Origin of the sequence: Wolbachia endosymbiont of Aedes albopictus, from assembly GCF_024804185.1 — a bacterium.
Lineage (GTDB): Bacteria > Pseudomonadota > Alphaproteobacteria > Rickettsiales > Anaplasmataceae > Wolbachia > Wolbachia pipientis_B.
The window spans coordinates 977,412-992,689 of sequence record NZ_CP101657.1; the positions used below are offsets into that span (position 1 = coordinate 977,412).

The following is a 15,278-nucleotide window of genomic DNA, read 5'->3' on the forward strand; positions in this document are numbered from 1 at the left end:
TCTCGAGCAAATGATGGAAGATTTAGCTTATAAATTAGTGAAAGTGACTGAAGCTGCAGCACTTGCTGCATATAAACTAGCAGGCTTCGGTGATGAAAAAAAGGCCGATCAGGTTGCAGTTGATGCAATGCGTACAGTATTAAGTTCAATGGAAATAAATGGTACTATCGTAATTGGCGAGGGGGAGAGAGACGAAGCTCCTATGCTATATATTGGGGAAAAGGTTGGTACAGGAAATGGTCCTGAGATTGACATCGCTGTTGACCCACTTGAGGGCACTACGATTTGTGCTCATTACAAATCAGGGGCAATGTCCGTTCTTGCTGCAACGAAAGAAGGTAATTTTTTACATGCACCTGATGTTTATATGGAAAAGATAGCAGTGGGAAAAAATCTTCCAGAGGGTGTAGTCTCACTAAAAAATAGCATTGAGAAGAATCTAGACAATTTAGCCAAGGCAAAAGGATGTAAAGTAAATGATCTTACAGTAACTATACTTAAACGTGAAAGGCACAATGAATTAATAGTAAAAATCAGGAAGTTAGGAGCAAAAATTAAACTAATAGATGATGGCGATGTTGCGGCTGTAGTTTCACTAGTAAATGGCAATCACGACATGTATATCGGAATAGGAGGGGCACCAGAGGGAGTGCTTGCGGCTGCAGCGCTAAGCTCAATCGGCGGACAGATGGAGGGAAGATTAATATTTGACACAGATCAGTTAAGAGAAAGAGCAAAAAATTTGAATATTGATGACCCAGAAAAAGTCTACACCGTAAAAGATATGGCAAAAGGTGAATCAGTGTTTATTGCAACTGGAGTAACAAACGGAGAACTTGTGGATGGAGTTAAATTGAATCATAATACCTATTCAACTAATTCTTTAATAATTCTGCCTAATAGGCTGATAAAGCTGCAAGTTATAAGTTAGGTTAATTATTTTTCAATATATTATGTAAGAGTTAAAGGGAGTGTTAAAATGTTAGATTCATTTTCTCAAGAGAAACTAATTGTACAAGAAGTTCTTCAAGACGGACATAAAAAGAAGGCTAAACCCTTTTCAAAACCCTCTATCTATTGTTTCTTAAATCACTCTGCTGAACGGAGACAGTTTAGGCTGTTATCTATCCCTGGCGGCTTTGTTGGAATAAGTTTTTCAATGCCGCTCACAATGAACTCAGTCGTATTGTTAGCTATTTCATCTAGTTTATTATTTATATACTTACCTATTTTTTCATCTTTAGCATATTCATATAGAGCTAAAATAGCTATAGTTGAACATAATGCAATTACGCCAGCTTTTGCTGTAATAAGTAATGATAGCCCACCTGCAAGTACGGACACTGCTCCAATAGCTAGATTTATAATTTTATTTTGTGTTGATTGATTATCTTTATTCTCTAAGACATTTGATATTGCTTTTGAGGCAATTTTTATTGCTATTGTTGCAGTTGAGATCATAATAAATATTGTAGCTATTTTTGCTAAAAGAAAAATTGATGGTAGCATTACTGCAAGGAACAATGAGCCAACTCCTATAAATAGCCACTTCTCATTTATTTTTTTAGGTTGATTTGTACTAGTGTTCATTGTTACCCTCCACTTTACTTATGATTTACCTACATCTAATATAAAATACAGAGAGAGTCAACATATGAAAGGGCGCGTTAAAAGTTTTTTTATGTTATTCTTCGCTACCTCGTGGTTAAATTTGGAATTTTAGAAAGAGTTACGTATTATTTAAAATTCTTGTATACTGTTTTGAATCAGTTAAATAGATAATGAAGTGCAGGACGCAGTTTTAATTTTACAAGATGGTAAATGCTTTTGGGGAAAATCAGTGGGTAAAAAAGGCAAGTGCATAGGTGAGGTCTGTTTTACCACTGGTATGACCGGTTATCAGCATACTATAACTGATCCTTCTTTTGCCGATCAAATTATAACGTTCACTTTTCCTCATATTGGTAACATTGGAATAAATCATAAAGATAATGAAGGAGAGAAAATTTTTGCAAGTGGTGTGGTTATGTGTGAACTTTCTTCTATGTCCCACCCTTCTTCATATATCAGTTTAAATGATTGGTTAGAGAAAAATAACGTGATTGGGATATCAGGAGTTGATACTAGAGCTTTAACGAGACATTTGAGAAAACATGGATCTAAAAATGGAATGATATGCTCATCGAGTAAGGCGCATGCGTTGGACAAATTGAAGGAATACAAATCTGTAAATGGGATAGAAATAACCAATAAAGTCAGCTTGCATAGTAATTTTAAAGGTGACCTTAATGCAAAATATAGGGTTGTAATCGTTGATTTTGGCGTAAAAATCAGTATAGTTTCACGCTTAACAGAACTTGGTTGTACAGTTGAATTAATCAGACCAAGCACAGGTTTTGCTCAAAAAGTGTTGAGTATGAATCCAGATGGTATAGTGCTTTCAAATGGTCCTGGTGATCCGCAAGAAATAGGAGAAAGTGTAGTTTCAGAAATAGACATTATTATAAAATCTGAAATACCAATTTTTGGCATATGCATGGGTCATCAATTACTTGCGATTACTTTGGGAGCAAAGACCATCAAGATGGATATTGGTCACCGAGGGAGTAACCATCCAGTTTATGATGTAATTAGTGGAAAAGTTGAGATCACTAGCCAAAATCATGGTTTTGTTGTTGATTCAGCTTCTCTTCCAAGTAATGTTGAAATTACTCACATTTCTCTATTCGATAATAGTGTAGAGGGAATAGTGATGAAGGATTACTCAGTCTTTTCTGTGCAATATCATCCAGAAGAAGCGCCAGGTACGCATGATTCGCATTATTTGTTTAGACGTTTTATTGACAATATTGTGTTGTATAAAATGAAATCTGCATGATTTTAATTAAGGCAGGTTTTATTGCTTGATTTTTTAATTTTAGGTGTTTAGTATTAAATACAATAAAGGCTTGAGTTAAGGTACTAAAATAGCGTTCTCTTAACAAATTTTTGTGGAGGAGTGACCGAGTGGTTAAAGGTAACAGACTGTAAATCTGTCCGCGTGAGCGTACGTAGGTTCGAATCCTACCTCCTCCATTGTGCGGGTATAGCTCAATGGTAGAGCTCTAGCCTTCCAAGCTAGTGACGTGGGTTCGATTCCCACTATCCGCTCTTTTTTTTTGTTGTATTTTTATAAAATCAACATACTATTTATTGATGTATTTGTATTTTAGGTAGAAAAGTTTAAATTATGACAGCAGTAGTGGAAGCATTTGGAAAGCCGCATGTAAATGTGGGAACAATAGGACATGTGGATCATGGGAAGACGACGTTAACAGCGGCGATAACAAAGCATTATGGAAATTTTGTAGCGTACGATCAGATAGATAAGGCGCCAGAAGAAAGGAAAAGGGGGATAACGATAGCAACAGCGCATGTTGAGTATCAGACGGAAAAAAGGCATTATGCACACGTTGATTGTCCTGGACATGCTGACTATGTAAAGAACATGATAGTAGGTGCAGCACAGATGGATGCGGCAATATTGGTAGTGTCGGGGGTTGATGGGCCAATGCCACAAACGAGAGAGCATATATTGCTAGCGAAGCAGGTAGGTGTTGGATATATCGTGGTGTATATAAATAAAGCTGATGTTGCTGATGCTGATATGATAGATTTGGTAGAGATGGAAGTGAGGGAATTGCTGAATAAATACGGATTTCCAGGGGATGAAGTGCCTGTGGTAGTGGGGTCTGCATTGAAAGCGCTGGAGGATGACAGCAGCGAATATGGAAAGAAATCAATAGATAAATTGATGGAAAAGTTAGATGAATATGTGGCAGTTCCACCAAGGCCTGTGGATTTACCATTTTTATTGCCAATCGAGGATGTATTTTCGATATCGGGGCGAGGAACGGTGGTAACAGGAAGGATAGAGAAGGGGGAGATAAAGACGGGAGAAGAGATAGAGATAATAGGTCTGAAAGCGACGCAAAAGACGATATGCACAGGTGTAGAAATGTTTAAGAAGTTGCTAGATAAGGGGAGTGCAGGACTCAATGTAGGAATATTGCTCAGAGGAACAAAAAGAGAAGAAGTGGAGAGAGGGCAAGTATTAGCAAAACCGGGGACGATAACGCCGCATAGAAAGTTTAGGGCGGAGGTTTATATATTAAAGAAAGAGGAAGGAGGAAGGCATACACCATTTTTTGCGAATTACCAGCCACAGTTTTATTTAAGGACAACGGATGTAACTGGGAGCATAAAATTGCTAGAAGGGAAGGAGATGGTAATGCCAGGAGATAATGTGAGTGTAGAAGTAGAATTGCAAGTACCGATAGCAATGGATAAGGGATTGCGTTTTGCGATAAGAGAAGGCGGTAGAACTGTTGGTTCTGGTGTTGTTTCTGAAATTTTGGAGTGAGTGTAGTAACTAAGATGAAGCAAGATATATATATTAACATTAAGGCTTTCGATTGTTCTTTGTTGGAGGAGTGTGTTCGAAAATTTGTTGATGAATTAAAGCGGTCCAATGCAAAATTATCTGGTCCGATTGCGTTGCCAAGAAAAGATTCTAAATTTATTGTTAATAGATCTCCTCACGTTGATAAAAAATCTCGTGAACAGTTTGAAATGAGGACTTCTAGGCGTTTGATTGTTTTACATGATCTTACTCCTACTATGATGCAGATGCTTACAGGTTTATCTTTTTCTGCTGGCGTAGAAGTGGATTTAAAAGTCAAGGAAGTTAAGGTTTAGGAGAAGGAAATGAAGAGAGTAAATTCACTGAGGAGAATTGGTTTATTAATGACGAATATTGGTCATACTGCTATATACTCTGACAATAGACGCATGGCTGTAACTTTATTGCATCTCAGCGAAACTCATATTGTTGATATAAAAGGACAAGATAAATGTGGCTATAATTCAGTCATTTTAGGCACAGGAGATTTTAAAAATATAGCAAAACCTCAGTTGGAATATTTAAAGAAAAAGGGTGTAAATAATAAGTGTAAGTTATACGAAAGTAGATTAAATGACCTGTCGGGAATAGAATGTGGTAAAAAAGTGGGAATCAATCATTTTGTGGTTGGTCAATATCTTGATATTACAGGTTATTCTATAGGTAAAGGATTTGCTGGTGTGATGAAGCGGCATAACTTCAGTGGTCTTAGGGCATCTCATGGTGTTTCTATTGCTCACAGATCACAAGGTTCCACTGGTCAATGTCAGGATCCTGGTAGAGTATTCAAAGGAAAGAAAATGGCTGGTCATTTAGGTAACAGCAGAATAACTGTACAAAATATGAAGATATTATCCATTGATTATGAAAATAGTATAATTGCTGTGAAGGGTAATAATGTTCCTGGGTTTAAAAATTCCTATGTTTTTGTAAGAGATGCAGTTAAAAAACCTTTACATAAAGATGTTCCTTTTCCGGTAGGGTTACTTCTAGATGTAAATGATGATGCTAGTAATTTGGTAAGTTAGTTATGGAATGTAATTTAGTTAATCTATCTAATAATAATGTAGGTACTGCTCAGCTCAATCCTTTGATATTTTCTGCTAAGCAAAAATTGAGTGTTTTGCATGATATAGTGAGATGGCAATTAGCGAAGAGAAGAGCTGGTACTCATAAAACAAAAGGTATCAGTGATGTCTCTGGTACAACAGCTAAGCCTTATGGTCAAAAACGTACCGGTAGGGCAAGACAAGGGAGCTTGCGATCTCCTCAATTTAGAGGTGGTGGGGTTATTTTTGGCCCTGTTGTGAGGAGTCATAGTTATTCTCTTAATAAGAAGGTACGCAAATTTGGTTTAAAAATTGCTTTATCTTTAAAGTATTTAAATAATCAAGTAATTATTCTGGATAATTTAAATATTGATGTGAAGAAAACGTCTGAAATGTGTAAATGTATTAAAAATTTTAAATTTTCCTCCTTTTTGATAGTTGGTGATTATGGAGATGATTTGTTGCGTGTTGTTAGAAACTTGCATTATGTAGACTTAATCAAACCTATTGGGTTAAATGTTTTTGATATATTGAATCACGAATGTGTAATGTTGACAAAGGATACTTTAAAGCATCTTGAAGGTAGATTGTTATGATCAAATATAATAATATAATAAAATCTCCTATAATTACAGAAAAGGCCTCTTTTTTAAGGGAGAAGTTTAATAAATATTCTTTGTATGTTTTTATAAATGTAAATAAGCGTCAAATAAAGTTGGCAATAGAGTCTCTATTTGATGTTAAAATTTCTTCTATAAATGTTGTTAGAATTAAGCCTAAATATAGGCGTTTCAGGGGTGTGATTGGTTGTGAAAAACAGAAAAAGAAAGTTTATTTTTCTTTGATAGATGGTCAAAAATTAGATATAATGAGCGTTTAATATGGGTATGAAATTTTTTAATCCTGTTACTCCGTCTTCTCGTGGGACTGTGTTAGTAAGTAAAGTTGGTTTATCAAAAGATGAGCCAGAAAAGTCTCTTACATCCGGTAAAAAGTCCAGTGGTGGAAGAAATAATTATGGTAGGATTACAACTCGTCATAGGGGTGGTGGTCACAAAAAGAAGTATAGAGTTATAGATTTTAAGCGTAATAGAAGTGGTCAGGGTATAGTTGAAAAAATAGAGTATGATCCAAATAGAAGTGGGTTTTTAGCGTTAATATCATATAAGGAAGATGATATTAAATCTTATATATTAGCTCCTCAAGGTATGAAACCTGGTGATATTGTTACAGCTGGAAATGATGCTGATATTTTGCCAGGTAATTGTTTGCTACTCAAGTATATACCTGTTGGTTCTTTCGTTCATAATGTTGAGCTGAAGCCAGGTAATGGTGCTGCGATTGCTAGAGCTGCTGGTTGTTATGCACAAATCGTTGGTCGTGATGGCCAATATGTTTTATTACGACTTAGGTCTGGTCAAATTAGGTTGATTTTATCTTCTTGCAAGGCTACTATTGGTGTAGTATCTAACCCTGATCATAAGAATAGAAAGCTGGGTAAAGCTGGAAGAAGTAGGTGGCTTGGAATTAGACCTACTGTGCGTGGGGTTGCAATGAATCCGGTTGACCATCCTCATGGAGGTGGGGAAGGAAAAACCTCTGGTGGTCGTCATCCTGTTACTCCTTGGGGTGTTGCAACAAAAGGAAAGAAAACTCGGAGGAAAAATAAATCTAGTGATAAGTATATAAAACAATTGAAAGGTTAGTTTATGAGTAGATCTGCGTGGAAGCCTCCTTTTTGTCATCCTTCTATATTAAAGTCGGTGAATAATGCTTTAAACAAGGGGTTTGTTAACATGGCTATAAAAGTTCATTCCAGGGCTTCTGTAATTCTTCCTAATTGTTTAGGTTTAAAGTTTGCTGTTTATAATGGTAAGGATTACATTCCTGTTAATGTTAATGATCAGAATATGATAGGTCATAAGTTTGGTGAATTTTCGCCCACTCGTAAATTTACTGGGCATAGTGGTGATAAAAAGGCGACAAGAAGGTAATTGATATGAAAAACAGAGATGTAATAGTTAAAGCTGGTTCTAGGGTTTTAAAATCAACTCCTCGTAAATTGAATTTGGTTGCTGGTTTAGTACGTAATAAAAAAGTTTCTTTTGCCACTGTGCAATTAAGATTTTGTGAAAAGAAGGCTGCGGGTCTTATAAGGAAGGTATTAAATTCTGCGATTGCTAATGCTCAATATAATTATGGATTGGATATCGATAATTTATATATAAAAGAAATTTCAATAGGTAAGTCTCTTACTTTGCGCAGGGTGTGTCCAAAAGCTATGGGTAGAGCTAATAGAGTTAGTAAACGTTATAGTAATATAACTGTAAAATTGGGGGAAATTATATGATTCATAAAAATAGAAAATTAATAAGGAAAGTGCAAAAGTATGGGAAACGTTAATCCTAAAGGATTTAGGTTAAAAATAATTAATACTTGGTCATCTGTTTGGTATGCTGAGAAGGGTTATAAACAAGGGTTGCATCAAGATTTATCTATTCGCAGTTATATCAATGAATCTTTTAAGCATGCTGGTGTTTCTAAAGTAATTATAGAGCGTACGATTGATTTGGTGTCTGTAATAATACATTCTTCTAGACCTGGAGTGATAATAGGTAAGAAAGGCTCAGATATTGAGAAGATAAAGCAAAAAATAGCTGAAAAAGTAAAAAATAATGTGGAAGTGAATGTAGTAGGAGTTAAAAGGTCTGAAATAGATGCAACTTTAATATCAAACAGCATTGCGCAGCAGTTAGAAAAAAGGGGTTCATTTAGAAGAGCGATGAAAAAAGCTATTCAAAGTTGTTTAAGGATGGGTGCTAGAGGTATTAAAGTAAGTTGTTCTGGGCGCCTTGGCGGAGCTGAGATAGCTCGTACTGAATGGTATAAAGAAGGTCGTTTGCCTTTACATACTTTACGTGCTAATATAGATTATGCTTTTTGTGAAGCAAAAACTATATATGGTATTATAGGAGTTAAGGTTTGGGTTTATATTGGTAATTAAGGTATATTGAGATGTTTGTTCCCAAAAAAAGTAAATATAAAAAAGTATTTAAAGGACGAATTAAGGGTAACACGAAAGGTGGTAGTACGCTATCTTTTGGAGATTATGGTCTAAAGGCTATAGAAGCTGGTAGGATTCAATCTAAACATATTGAAACTGCAAGGCGTGTAATATCTAGAACTTTAAAACGTTCTGGTAAAGTCTGGATAAGGATTTTTCCTGACACTCCTGTTAGTAAAAAGCCAGCGGATGTACGTATGGGTAAGGGAAAAGGTAGTGTTGAATTTTGGGTGTTTAAAGCTAAGCCCGGTAGAATGTTGTTTGAAATTAGCAGTGATGTTCCCATGCATTTAGCAAGATTGGCGCTTGAAAAGGCAACCGCTAAGCTTCCTATGAAGTGTAAATTTGTATCTAATCATAATTAAATGGAGTTGCAATGGATATAGCTGACATTGAATTAAGGTCTTCACAAGAATTGCATGAAATTCTTGTGAGTTTGAGAAAAGAGTTTGTTAATTTGGTTTTTCAAAAGAAGTTGGGGCAGTGCAACAATATTTCGCGTTTTAGCTTAATAAGAAAGAGCATAGCTCGTATTCTAACTACATTAAATAAAAGAAGAAGAGAGGAAAAGAATGCCTAAAAAGGTTTTTTGTGGTACTGTAACTAAGGCTAAGTGTGATAAGACTGTAAAGGTTTCGGTATTACAAGTGTATAAGGATGAGCTATATAAAAAGGTTATAAAAAAATACAAGAAGTATACAGCACATGATAAGAATAATAGTTGTAAAGAAGGGGATAAGGTTTTAATACAAGAACACAAGCCTATTTCTACTACTAAAAAATGGGTTGTTGTTAATAGCTCACATTGAATAGGATATTTATATGATTCAAAAAAATACATTGTTGGAAGTAGCTGATAATTCCGGTGCGCGTGCAGTGCTTTGTATTGGTTTATTGGGTGGTAGAAAGTCTGCATCTATAGGTGACACAGTTATTGTATCTACTAAATCTATTATTCCAAGAGGAAAGGTTGAGAAGGGAAAAGTATATAGAGCAGTTGTGGTGAGGGTGAAAAGCCCTATTAGAAAATCTGATGGTTCTGTAATTCGTTTTTCTAGCAATGCTGTAGTTTTGATTAACGATCAAGGTGAACCACTTGGCACTCGGGTATTTGGTCCGGTAAAAAAGTTATCATCTGGTTCTTTTATGAAGATAATGTCATTAGCTGTTGAGGTTTTATAATGAGTGCTAAAATAAAAAGTGGTGACGACGTTATAGTTTTAACTGGTAGAGATAAGGGAAAAATTGGTAAAGTGATTAAAGTTGTGGCATGTGATGCTAAAAAGAAAATAATTGTTTCTGGGGTAAATGTACATAAGAGACACACTAAACCAAAAGCTGGTAGTAGTGGTGGTATATTAAATAAAGAGTTAGCTATTGATATATCCAACGTTGCAACATTGGACCCTAAATATAAAACTCCAACTAGAGTGGGGTTTAAGGTTATAGACGGTAGAAAAGTGCGTTTTGCAAAAGTTTCTGGAGAAGTGATAGATTAGGTTGATATGTTTAAAGAATTGTATAAAGATAGCATAGCAAAGTCCTTAAAGGATAAGTTTAATTACGGCAATATAATGCAAGTGCCTAAACTTGTCAAGGTGTGTATCAATATGGGCGTTGGAGATGCTGCTACAGATAGTAAAGCAATAAATGAACCACTTGATAGCCTATATTCGATTGCTGGGCAGAAGCCTTTATCAACTTTTGCAAAAAAATCTATTTCTGGCTTCAAGATCAGAAAAGGTGCTACAGTAGGTTGCAAAGTAACTTTGCGTAGAGATAAAATGTATGAGTTTTTAGAAAGATTGATATATATTGCTTTGCCAAGGGAAAAAGATTTTAGAGGATTTAGTGTGAAGCAATTTGACGGTAATGGTAATTTTTCCTTTGGTATAAAGGAACATATCTCGTTTTTAGAAATAGACTATGATAAAATAAGTAAAATTAGAGGTATGGATATTAATATTATAACAAGTGCAGTTAGTGATAAGGAAGCAAAGGAATTATTACTGGCTCTTAAATTTCCTTTTTTTGATTAATTGAGAGGAGAAATATATGGCAAAAAAATCTATGATAGAAAGAAATCTTCGCAGAATAAAGCTGTGCGATCAATATAAAGAAAAAAGAGAGAAATTGAAATCTATAATAAATGATAAGAATTTATCTATTGTAGAAAGGTTTACAGCTCAAAATAAATTAATTAAAAAATTGCCTAGAAATTCTTCTAAAACCAAAATTAGAAATAGGTGTGCTTTAACTGGGAGACCAAGAGGAGTATATAGAAAATTTGGTTTATGTAGAATTATTTTGCGTGATTTATGTTCTTTTGGGCAAGTTCCAGGAGTTACAAAGTCTAGTTGGTAAATATAACTATAAGGAGTATATTGTGGCGTTATCTGATAGTATTGGTGATTTTTTAACAAGGATACGTAATGCTCAATTGGCAATGCATAGAACAACAAGGGTATTATTTTCTAAGATGAATTCTTCTATATTGGAGATTTTAAAAGAGGAAGGGTATATCCTTGATTATGAAAAGCAAGTTGTAGGTAATTTACCTTCTTTCATTGTAAAATTGAAGTATTATGAGAAGTTACCTGTAATTAGTGACATAGTTAGGGTGTCAAAGCCTGGTTGTCGTTGTTATTCTAAGTATAAGGACATTTCTAAAGCATATAATGGTCTTGGTATTTTTATTATATCGACACCCAAAGGAGTGATGACTGATTATAATGCACATAAGTTAAAGGTTGGTGGAGAAGTTTTGTGTCGTGTGTTTTAAATAATAGGAGAAATTCATGTCTCGTATAGGTGCTGCTCCTATCAATATTCCTGCTGGTGTTTCAGTTGAATATAATAATGGTAGGATGTTAATAAAGAGCGCTAAGGCTGAAAAAGAAGTTAGCTTAATCAGTGATGTTGTGTGCCGAATTGTTGATAATCAGCTACTCCTTTCTGTGGATCAAGATAAAGATGATTATGATGAAATAAAGCCTATGTGGGGCACTTATAGGAGTAATATTAATAATATCATTAACGGCATGGTTGATGGTTTTTCTGTTAATCTTGAGATTAACGGTGTGGGGTATAAGGCAGAGTATGATGGTAAGTATTTGACTTTGTATCTTGGTTATAGCCATAATGTTAAATATAAAGTGCCTAAAGATGTTGAGATTAAGTGCATAAAGCCAACTCATTTAGTAGTGAGTGGTATGGATAAGCAAAAAGTCTATATGGTGGCATCCGATATATGCAGGATTAGGAAGTACGATCCTTATAAAGGTAAGGGTGTTGTAATAAAAGGCAAATTTATGCTGCGTAAGGTTGTAAGTAAAAAGAAGTAATTAAAATGAAAAGATCGTATAATTTTTTAAGTAATTCTGAAAAAAGGAAGTTACGTAATAGAGCAAAGCTTTATAAGAGCGCTGAACGTTTACGTATATCCATATTTAAATCTAATAGGCATTTTTATGTCCAGTTAATTAATGATGTAAAAGGAGTAACTCTCACTTCGGCTTCTACTTTGGATGCTAAAATTAAGGATATATTTAAAGGGAAAGTCAACGCTGAAACTATAAAACAGGTTTCTTCTTTAGTGGTTGAGCGTCTGTCTGGCATGAGATTAGAGCAGCAGCTTACGTTTGATCGTGGAGCGTATAAATATACAGGGTTAGTTTCTCAATTTGCTGAGGCTTTAAGAAGTTCTGGATTTGAATTTTAGAAGGTTTTGAATATATGGCTATAAAGAATTTACAAAATAATAATGATTTATCAGAGCTTTTAGTCTCGGTACGAAGGGTGACAACGGTTACCAAAGGTGGTAGAAGATTTTCATTTTCAATTTTGGTTGTTGTTGGCGACGAAAAGGGTAGAGTAGGATGTGGAATAGGTAAGCACGCAGAAGTTGCTGAAGCAAGAGACAAAGCTGTAAATGCTGCAAAGAAATCGATGATTAGAGTGTACTTGCGTGAAGGTAGAACTTTGCATCATGATATTAAAGCTAAATTTTGTTCTGGTGAGATAGTTTTAAGAACCGCAAGAGCTGGAACAGGTATTATTGCTGGTGGAGCGATTAGATCAGTTTTTGAGGTGTTAGGTATAAAGGATGTGGTAGCTAAATCCACTAGATCAAATAATCCTCATAACGTTATATGTGCGGTATTTAAGGCTTTTGATAGCATGTTATCTCCTCGTCAGGTAGCAAGCAAAAGAGGCAAAAAGATTAGCGAGATAGTTGGAAACAGGTAAAGTATGAATAATGCTGTAAAATTAAACTCTATATTTACTAAGTTATCTAAGAAAAAGAAGCCTAAGTTGCTGGGTAGAGGTATCGGTTGTGGTAAAGGTAAAACATCCGGTAGAGGGCATAAAGGGCAGAAGGCTAGAAGTGGAGTTTCCATAAATGGTTTTGAGGGTGGACAACAGTCTATATATACTCGTTTGCCTAAAAGAGGTTTTAAGCCTATACGTAGGAACATATACTCTATAATTAATGTTGGCGATATACAGCGCTTAATGGAAGCTAAAAAAATAGTGAAAGACTCTGTTATAGATAAGGAGAGGCTGTATAGATTAGGTTTTATAAAGTCTATTAAGGATAAAATTAAACTTCTTAATAAAGGTAAGTTGAGCGAAAAATTTGTGTTTCATGTTGATTTTGCGTCAGAAGCTGCAAAAAAATCTGTAGCTTCAGTTGGTGGTAGTGTGGAAATACTATCGTAAATCATGGGCAATAAATCCGCATTTAATAGCTTGGATCCTACGTTGTTATATAAAGGACATTTATTAAAACGTATATTTTTTACGCTAATAGCTTTAATTTGCTATCGCTTGGGTACTTATGTGCCTATTCCTGGAATTAATCTTGATATAATTAATGATATATTTCCCAAAGAGGGCTCAGGTGTTTTTGGAGTATTTAATTTATTTTCTGGTGGTGCATTAGCTAGAATGACAATTCTAGCATTAAACGTTATGCCATATATAATGGCTTCTATCATTATTCAGTTGCTTTCTTCTGCCATTAAAGGAATGAAGGAAGTTAAGAATGATGGAGAATCAGGCCGTAGAAAGATGAATTCTTATATACGCTATCTGACCATAGTAATTTGTGTGTTTCAATCAATTCCAATTTTGGTTGGATTGGAAGGGATGAATAGGGAAGGGGTATTGGTTGTAATCGAACCTGGTGTTATGTTTCGTATAATAGGTGTTTTCAGCCTTTTAGGTGGAACTATGCTTTTAATATGGCTTGGTGAACGAATCAGTGCTAGCGGTATAGGCAATGGTATCTCATTGATCATTTTCACGGGCATAATATCAGAGTTACACAGCGCTTTGTCATCTCTGTTAACGTTAAATAAAAACGGTAGCGTATCGTTATTTATTATCCTTTTTGTTTTGGTATTGTTTTTTTTGCTGCTAGTCTTAGTCATTTTTGTAGAGTCTTCTTATAGAAAGGTTATTGTTCAACATCCTAAAAAGCAATTTAAAAGATTACATAATGACGATTTTACTTATATTCCATTGAAGATTAATTTATCTGGTGTAGTACCAACCATTTTTGCTAATGCAATTTTATTGACACCTATTTCAATTGCAAATTTCTATAAGGGGCACGCTTTTTCTGATTTTATTTTAAATTACTTTATGGCAAATAAAGTAGTATATATTGTAGCCTATTTGGTGCTGATAGTATTTTTTAATTTTTTCTATACCAATTTTATATTTAATCCAGAGGAAAACGCAGATTTTCTTAAAAAAAATGGTGGTTTTATACCTGGTAGAAGGCCTGGGAAACATACTTCTGATTACCTTCAAGATATAGTTTTTAAGTTGACATTCATTGGCTCTGCGTATTTGGTAGTCATATGTACTGTACCTGAAATTATGAGATATTATTATGATATACCATTTATTTTTGGTGGGACGAGTTTACTGATTATAGTGAACGTTATTACTGATACTATTATGCAAATACAATCTTATATTTTTTCGAATAGGTACGATAGCTGGATAAAGAAATATGAGTCTAAAACGAGGAAAGTAAGATGATCATTACGATTTTTGGTCCTCCAGGTTCTGGTAAAGGTACTCAGTCAAGCTTGTTAATAGCAAAATATAATTTTAAATTAATTTCAGTGGGGGATTTATTAAGGAATATTATATCTGATGGCAGTGAGTTAGGTAAAAAAATAAAGGGTACCGTGGAATCTGGTAATTTAATTCAAGATGGAATTATATGTGGATTATTGCGTGACCAGCTTGCATTAATGGATGATAATTGCTTATTAGATGGTTTTCCGAGAAATTTAAACCAGGCTCATTTTTTGACTCAAGTTTTGCAAGAAAAATATAATAGGGATGTTGATATTGTAATTGAGCTGCAGCTTGACGATAATATTGCAATCGATAGATTAAAAAATCGTCTCGCGTGTTTGGACTGTAAAAGCATATATAGTGTATCTTCTTTTAAGAGTACTACTTGTGCTAAATGTAAAAGTACGAGGTTAGAGAAAAGAATTGATGATGCTGATATGTCTGTAATTAATAAGAGAATAAGTGAATATCACCTTCAAATGAAAGGTTTACGCGAGTATTATAAAGGCAAATTATTAACAATTGACGCTAATTTAAGTGTTGATGAGGTAACGCAAGAGATTGAAAGTAAAATTTCTTGTAATTTGGTTTGACTCTGAGTTGTTTTATGGTATAAATTAAGAGT

At 34.6% G+C, this 15,278-nt stretch carries 26 protein-coding genes and 2 tRNA genes; 27 read left to right on the forward strand and 1 reads right to left on the reverse strand.

What is annotated here, in order from left to right; all coding sequences use genetic code 11:
• Positions 1-13 precede the first annotated feature (13 nt).
• Positions 14-931, forward strand: coding sequence for a class II fructose-bisphosphatase (gene glpX, locus NHG98_RS05035; RefSeq protein ID WP_096617881.1), 918 nt, complete (start codon positions 14-16; stop codon positions 929-931).
• A 158-nt stretch (positions 932-1,089) separates the two neighbouring features.
• Here the strand turns inward: glpX and NHG98_RS05040 are convergent, their stop codons facing one another.
• A complete protein-coding gene (locus NHG98_RS05040) occupies positions 1,090-1,590 on the reverse strand; it encodes a hypothetical protein (RefSeq protein WP_096617879.1) in 501 nt (166 codons plus the stop codon).
• Between the two features lie 196 nt (positions 1,591-1,786).
• Here NHG98_RS05040 and carA point away from each other — a divergent pair, with 196 nt between their 5' ends.
• The 26 genes from carA (at position 1,787) to NHG98_RS05170 (ending at position 15,246) form a co-directional block, all read left to right on the forward strand.
• Positions 1,787-2,878 carry a glutamine-hydrolyzing carbamoyl-phosphate synthase small subunit gene (gene carA, locus NHG98_RS05045; protein WP_096617877.1) on the forward strand — a complete coding sequence of 364 codons (1,092 nt, stop codon included), beginning with the start codon at positions 1,787-1,789 and terminating at the stop codon, positions 2,876-2,878.
• A 114-nt stretch (positions 2,879-2,992) separates the two neighbouring features.
• Positions 2,993-3,075 (forward strand) — tRNA-Tyr (locus NHG98_RS05050).
• Positions 3,076-3,079: 4 nt separating this feature from the next.
• A tRNA-Gly gene (locus NHG98_RS05055) sits at positions 3,080-3,150 on the forward strand.
• Between the two features lie 79 nt (positions 3,151-3,229).
• Entirely contained in the window at positions 3,230-4,402 is a 1,173-nt protein-coding gene (gene tuf / locus NHG98_RS05060; protein WP_096617024.1) for an elongation factor Tu, read from the forward strand.
• A gap of 14 nt (positions 4,403-4,416) precedes the next feature.
• Complete coding sequence (gene rpsJ / locus NHG98_RS05065; protein WP_096616846.1) at positions 4,417-4,737, forward strand: 30S ribosomal protein S10; 321 nt, start codon at positions 4,417-4,419, stop codon at positions 4,735-4,737.
• 9 nt (positions 4,738-4,746) lie between these two features.
• Positions 4,747-5,469: a 50S ribosomal protein L3 gene (gene rplC, locus NHG98_RS05070; RefSeq protein ID WP_096616844.1), complete on the forward strand. Its 723-nt coding sequence runs from the start codon at positions 4,747-4,749 to the stop codon at positions 5,467-5,469.
• A gap of 2 nt (positions 5,470-5,471) precedes the next feature.
• Positions 5,472-6,086: a 50S ribosomal protein L4 gene (rplD, locus tag NHG98_RS05075; RefSeq protein WP_096616842.1), complete on the forward strand. Its 615-nt coding sequence runs from the start codon at positions 5,472-5,474 to the stop codon at positions 6,084-6,086.
• Complete coding sequence (locus tag NHG98_RS05080; protein WP_096616840.1) at positions 6,083-6,370, forward strand: 50S ribosomal protein L23; 288 nt, start codon at positions 6,083-6,085, stop codon at positions 6,368-6,370. The genes rplD and NHG98_RS05080 overlap by 4 nt, the downstream gene beginning before the upstream one ends.
• Position 6,371: 1 nt before the next feature.
• Positions 6,372-7,196: a 50S ribosomal protein L2 gene (gene rplB / locus NHG98_RS05085; protein ID WP_253309089.1), complete on the forward strand. Its 825-nt coding sequence runs from the start codon at positions 6,372-6,374 to the stop codon at positions 7,194-7,196.
• A gap of 3 nt (positions 7,197-7,199) precedes the next feature.
• Positions 7,200-7,484 (forward strand): 30S ribosomal protein S19, encoded by a 285-nt coding sequence (gene rpsS, locus NHG98_RS05090; protein WP_006279181.1) that lies wholly within the window; start codon positions 7,200-7,202, stop codon positions 7,482-7,484.
• A 5-nt stretch (positions 7,485-7,489) separates the two neighbouring features.
• Complete coding sequence (rplV, locus tag NHG98_RS05095) at positions 7,490-7,840, forward strand: 50S ribosomal protein L22 (RefSeq protein WP_096616838.1); 351 nt, start codon at positions 7,490-7,492, stop codon at positions 7,838-7,840.
• 39 nt (positions 7,841-7,879) lie between these two features.
• The gene (gene rpsC, locus NHG98_RS05100; protein WP_096616836.1) at positions 7,880-8,494 is read left to right on the forward strand and encodes a 30S ribosomal protein S3; all 615 of its coding nucleotides are present in this window, start codon (positions 7,880-7,882) and stop codon (positions 8,492-8,494) included.
• 11 nt (positions 8,495-8,505) lie between these two features.
• Positions 8,506-8,919 carry a 50S ribosomal protein L16 gene (gene rplP, locus NHG98_RS05105; protein WP_096616834.1) on the forward strand — a complete coding sequence of 138 codons (414 nt, stop codon included), beginning with the start codon at positions 8,506-8,508 and terminating at the stop codon, positions 8,917-8,919.
• 11 nt (positions 8,920-8,930) lie between these two features.
• A complete protein-coding gene (rpmC, locus tag NHG98_RS05110; protein ID WP_096616832.1) occupies positions 8,931-9,134 on the forward strand; it encodes a 50S ribosomal protein L29 in 204 nt (67 codons plus the stop codon).
• On the forward strand, positions 9,127-9,363 hold the full coding sequence (gene rpsQ / locus NHG98_RS05115) for a 30S ribosomal protein S17 (RefSeq protein WP_096616830.1): 237 nt from the start codon (positions 9,127-9,129) through the stop codon (positions 9,361-9,363). The genes rpmC and rpsQ overlap by 8 nt, the downstream gene beginning before the upstream one ends.
• A 13-nt stretch (positions 9,364-9,376) precedes the next feature.
• Entirely contained in the window at positions 9,377-9,736 is a 360-nt protein-coding gene (gene rplN / locus NHG98_RS05120; RefSeq protein ID WP_096616828.1) for a 50S ribosomal protein L14, read from the forward strand.
• Complete coding sequence (gene rplX / locus NHG98_RS05125; protein WP_096616826.1) at positions 9,736-10,053, forward strand: 50S ribosomal protein L24; 318 nt, start codon at positions 9,736-9,738, stop codon at positions 10,051-10,053. Before rplN ends, rplX begins: the two co-directional genes overlap by 1 nt.
• Positions 10,054-10,059: 6 nt before the next feature.
• Positions 10,060-10,593 (forward strand): 50S ribosomal protein L5, encoded by a 534-nt coding sequence (rplE, locus tag NHG98_RS05130; RefSeq protein WP_096616824.1) that lies wholly within the window; start codon positions 10,060-10,062, stop codon positions 10,591-10,593.
• Positions 10,594-10,609: 16 nt separating this feature from the next.
• Positions 10,610-10,918: a 30S ribosomal protein S14 gene (gene rpsN, locus NHG98_RS05135; RefSeq protein WP_096616822.1), complete on the forward strand. Its 309-nt coding sequence runs from the start codon at positions 10,610-10,612 to the stop codon at positions 10,916-10,918.
• 22 nt (positions 10,919-10,940) lie between these two features.
• The gene (gene rpsH / locus NHG98_RS05140; protein WP_096616820.1) at positions 10,941-11,336 is read left to right on the forward strand and encodes a 30S ribosomal protein S8; all 396 of its coding nucleotides are present in this window, start codon (positions 10,941-10,943) and stop codon (positions 11,334-11,336) included.
• A 16-nt stretch (positions 11,337-11,352) separates the two neighbouring features.
• On the forward strand, positions 11,353-11,898 hold the full coding sequence (gene rplF / locus NHG98_RS05145; protein ID WP_096616818.1) for a 50S ribosomal protein L6: 546 nt from the start codon (positions 11,353-11,355) through the stop codon (positions 11,896-11,898).
• Between the two features lie 5 nt (positions 11,899-11,903).
• Positions 11,904-12,275, forward strand: a complete 372-nt coding sequence (gene rplR, locus NHG98_RS05150; protein WP_096616816.1) for a 50S ribosomal protein L18 — start codon at positions 11,904-11,906, stop codon at positions 12,273-12,275.
• A 14-nt stretch (positions 12,276-12,289) separates the two neighbouring features.
• On the forward strand, positions 12,290-12,802 hold the full coding sequence (gene rpsE, locus NHG98_RS05155) for a 30S ribosomal protein S5 (protein ID WP_096616814.1): 513 nt from the start codon (positions 12,290-12,292) through the stop codon (positions 12,800-12,802).
• A gap of 3 nt (positions 12,803-12,805) precedes the next feature.
• Positions 12,806-13,276, forward strand: coding sequence for a 50S ribosomal protein L15 (gene rplO / locus NHG98_RS05160; protein WP_096616812.1), 471 nt, complete (start codon positions 12,806-12,808; stop codon positions 13,274-13,276).
• Between the two features lie 3 nt (positions 13,277-13,279).
• Complete coding sequence (gene secY, locus NHG98_RS05165; protein ID WP_096616810.1) at positions 13,280-14,608, forward strand: preprotein translocase subunit SecY; 1,329 nt, start codon at positions 13,280-13,282, stop codon at positions 14,606-14,608.
• Positions 14,605-15,246 carry an adenylate kinase family protein gene (locus NHG98_RS05170; RefSeq protein WP_096616808.1) on the forward strand — a complete coding sequence of 214 codons (642 nt, stop codon included), beginning with the start codon at positions 14,605-14,607 and terminating at the stop codon, positions 15,244-15,246. Before secY ends, NHG98_RS05170 begins: the two co-directional genes overlap by 4 nt.
• Positions 15,247-15,278: the final 32 nt, after the last annotated feature.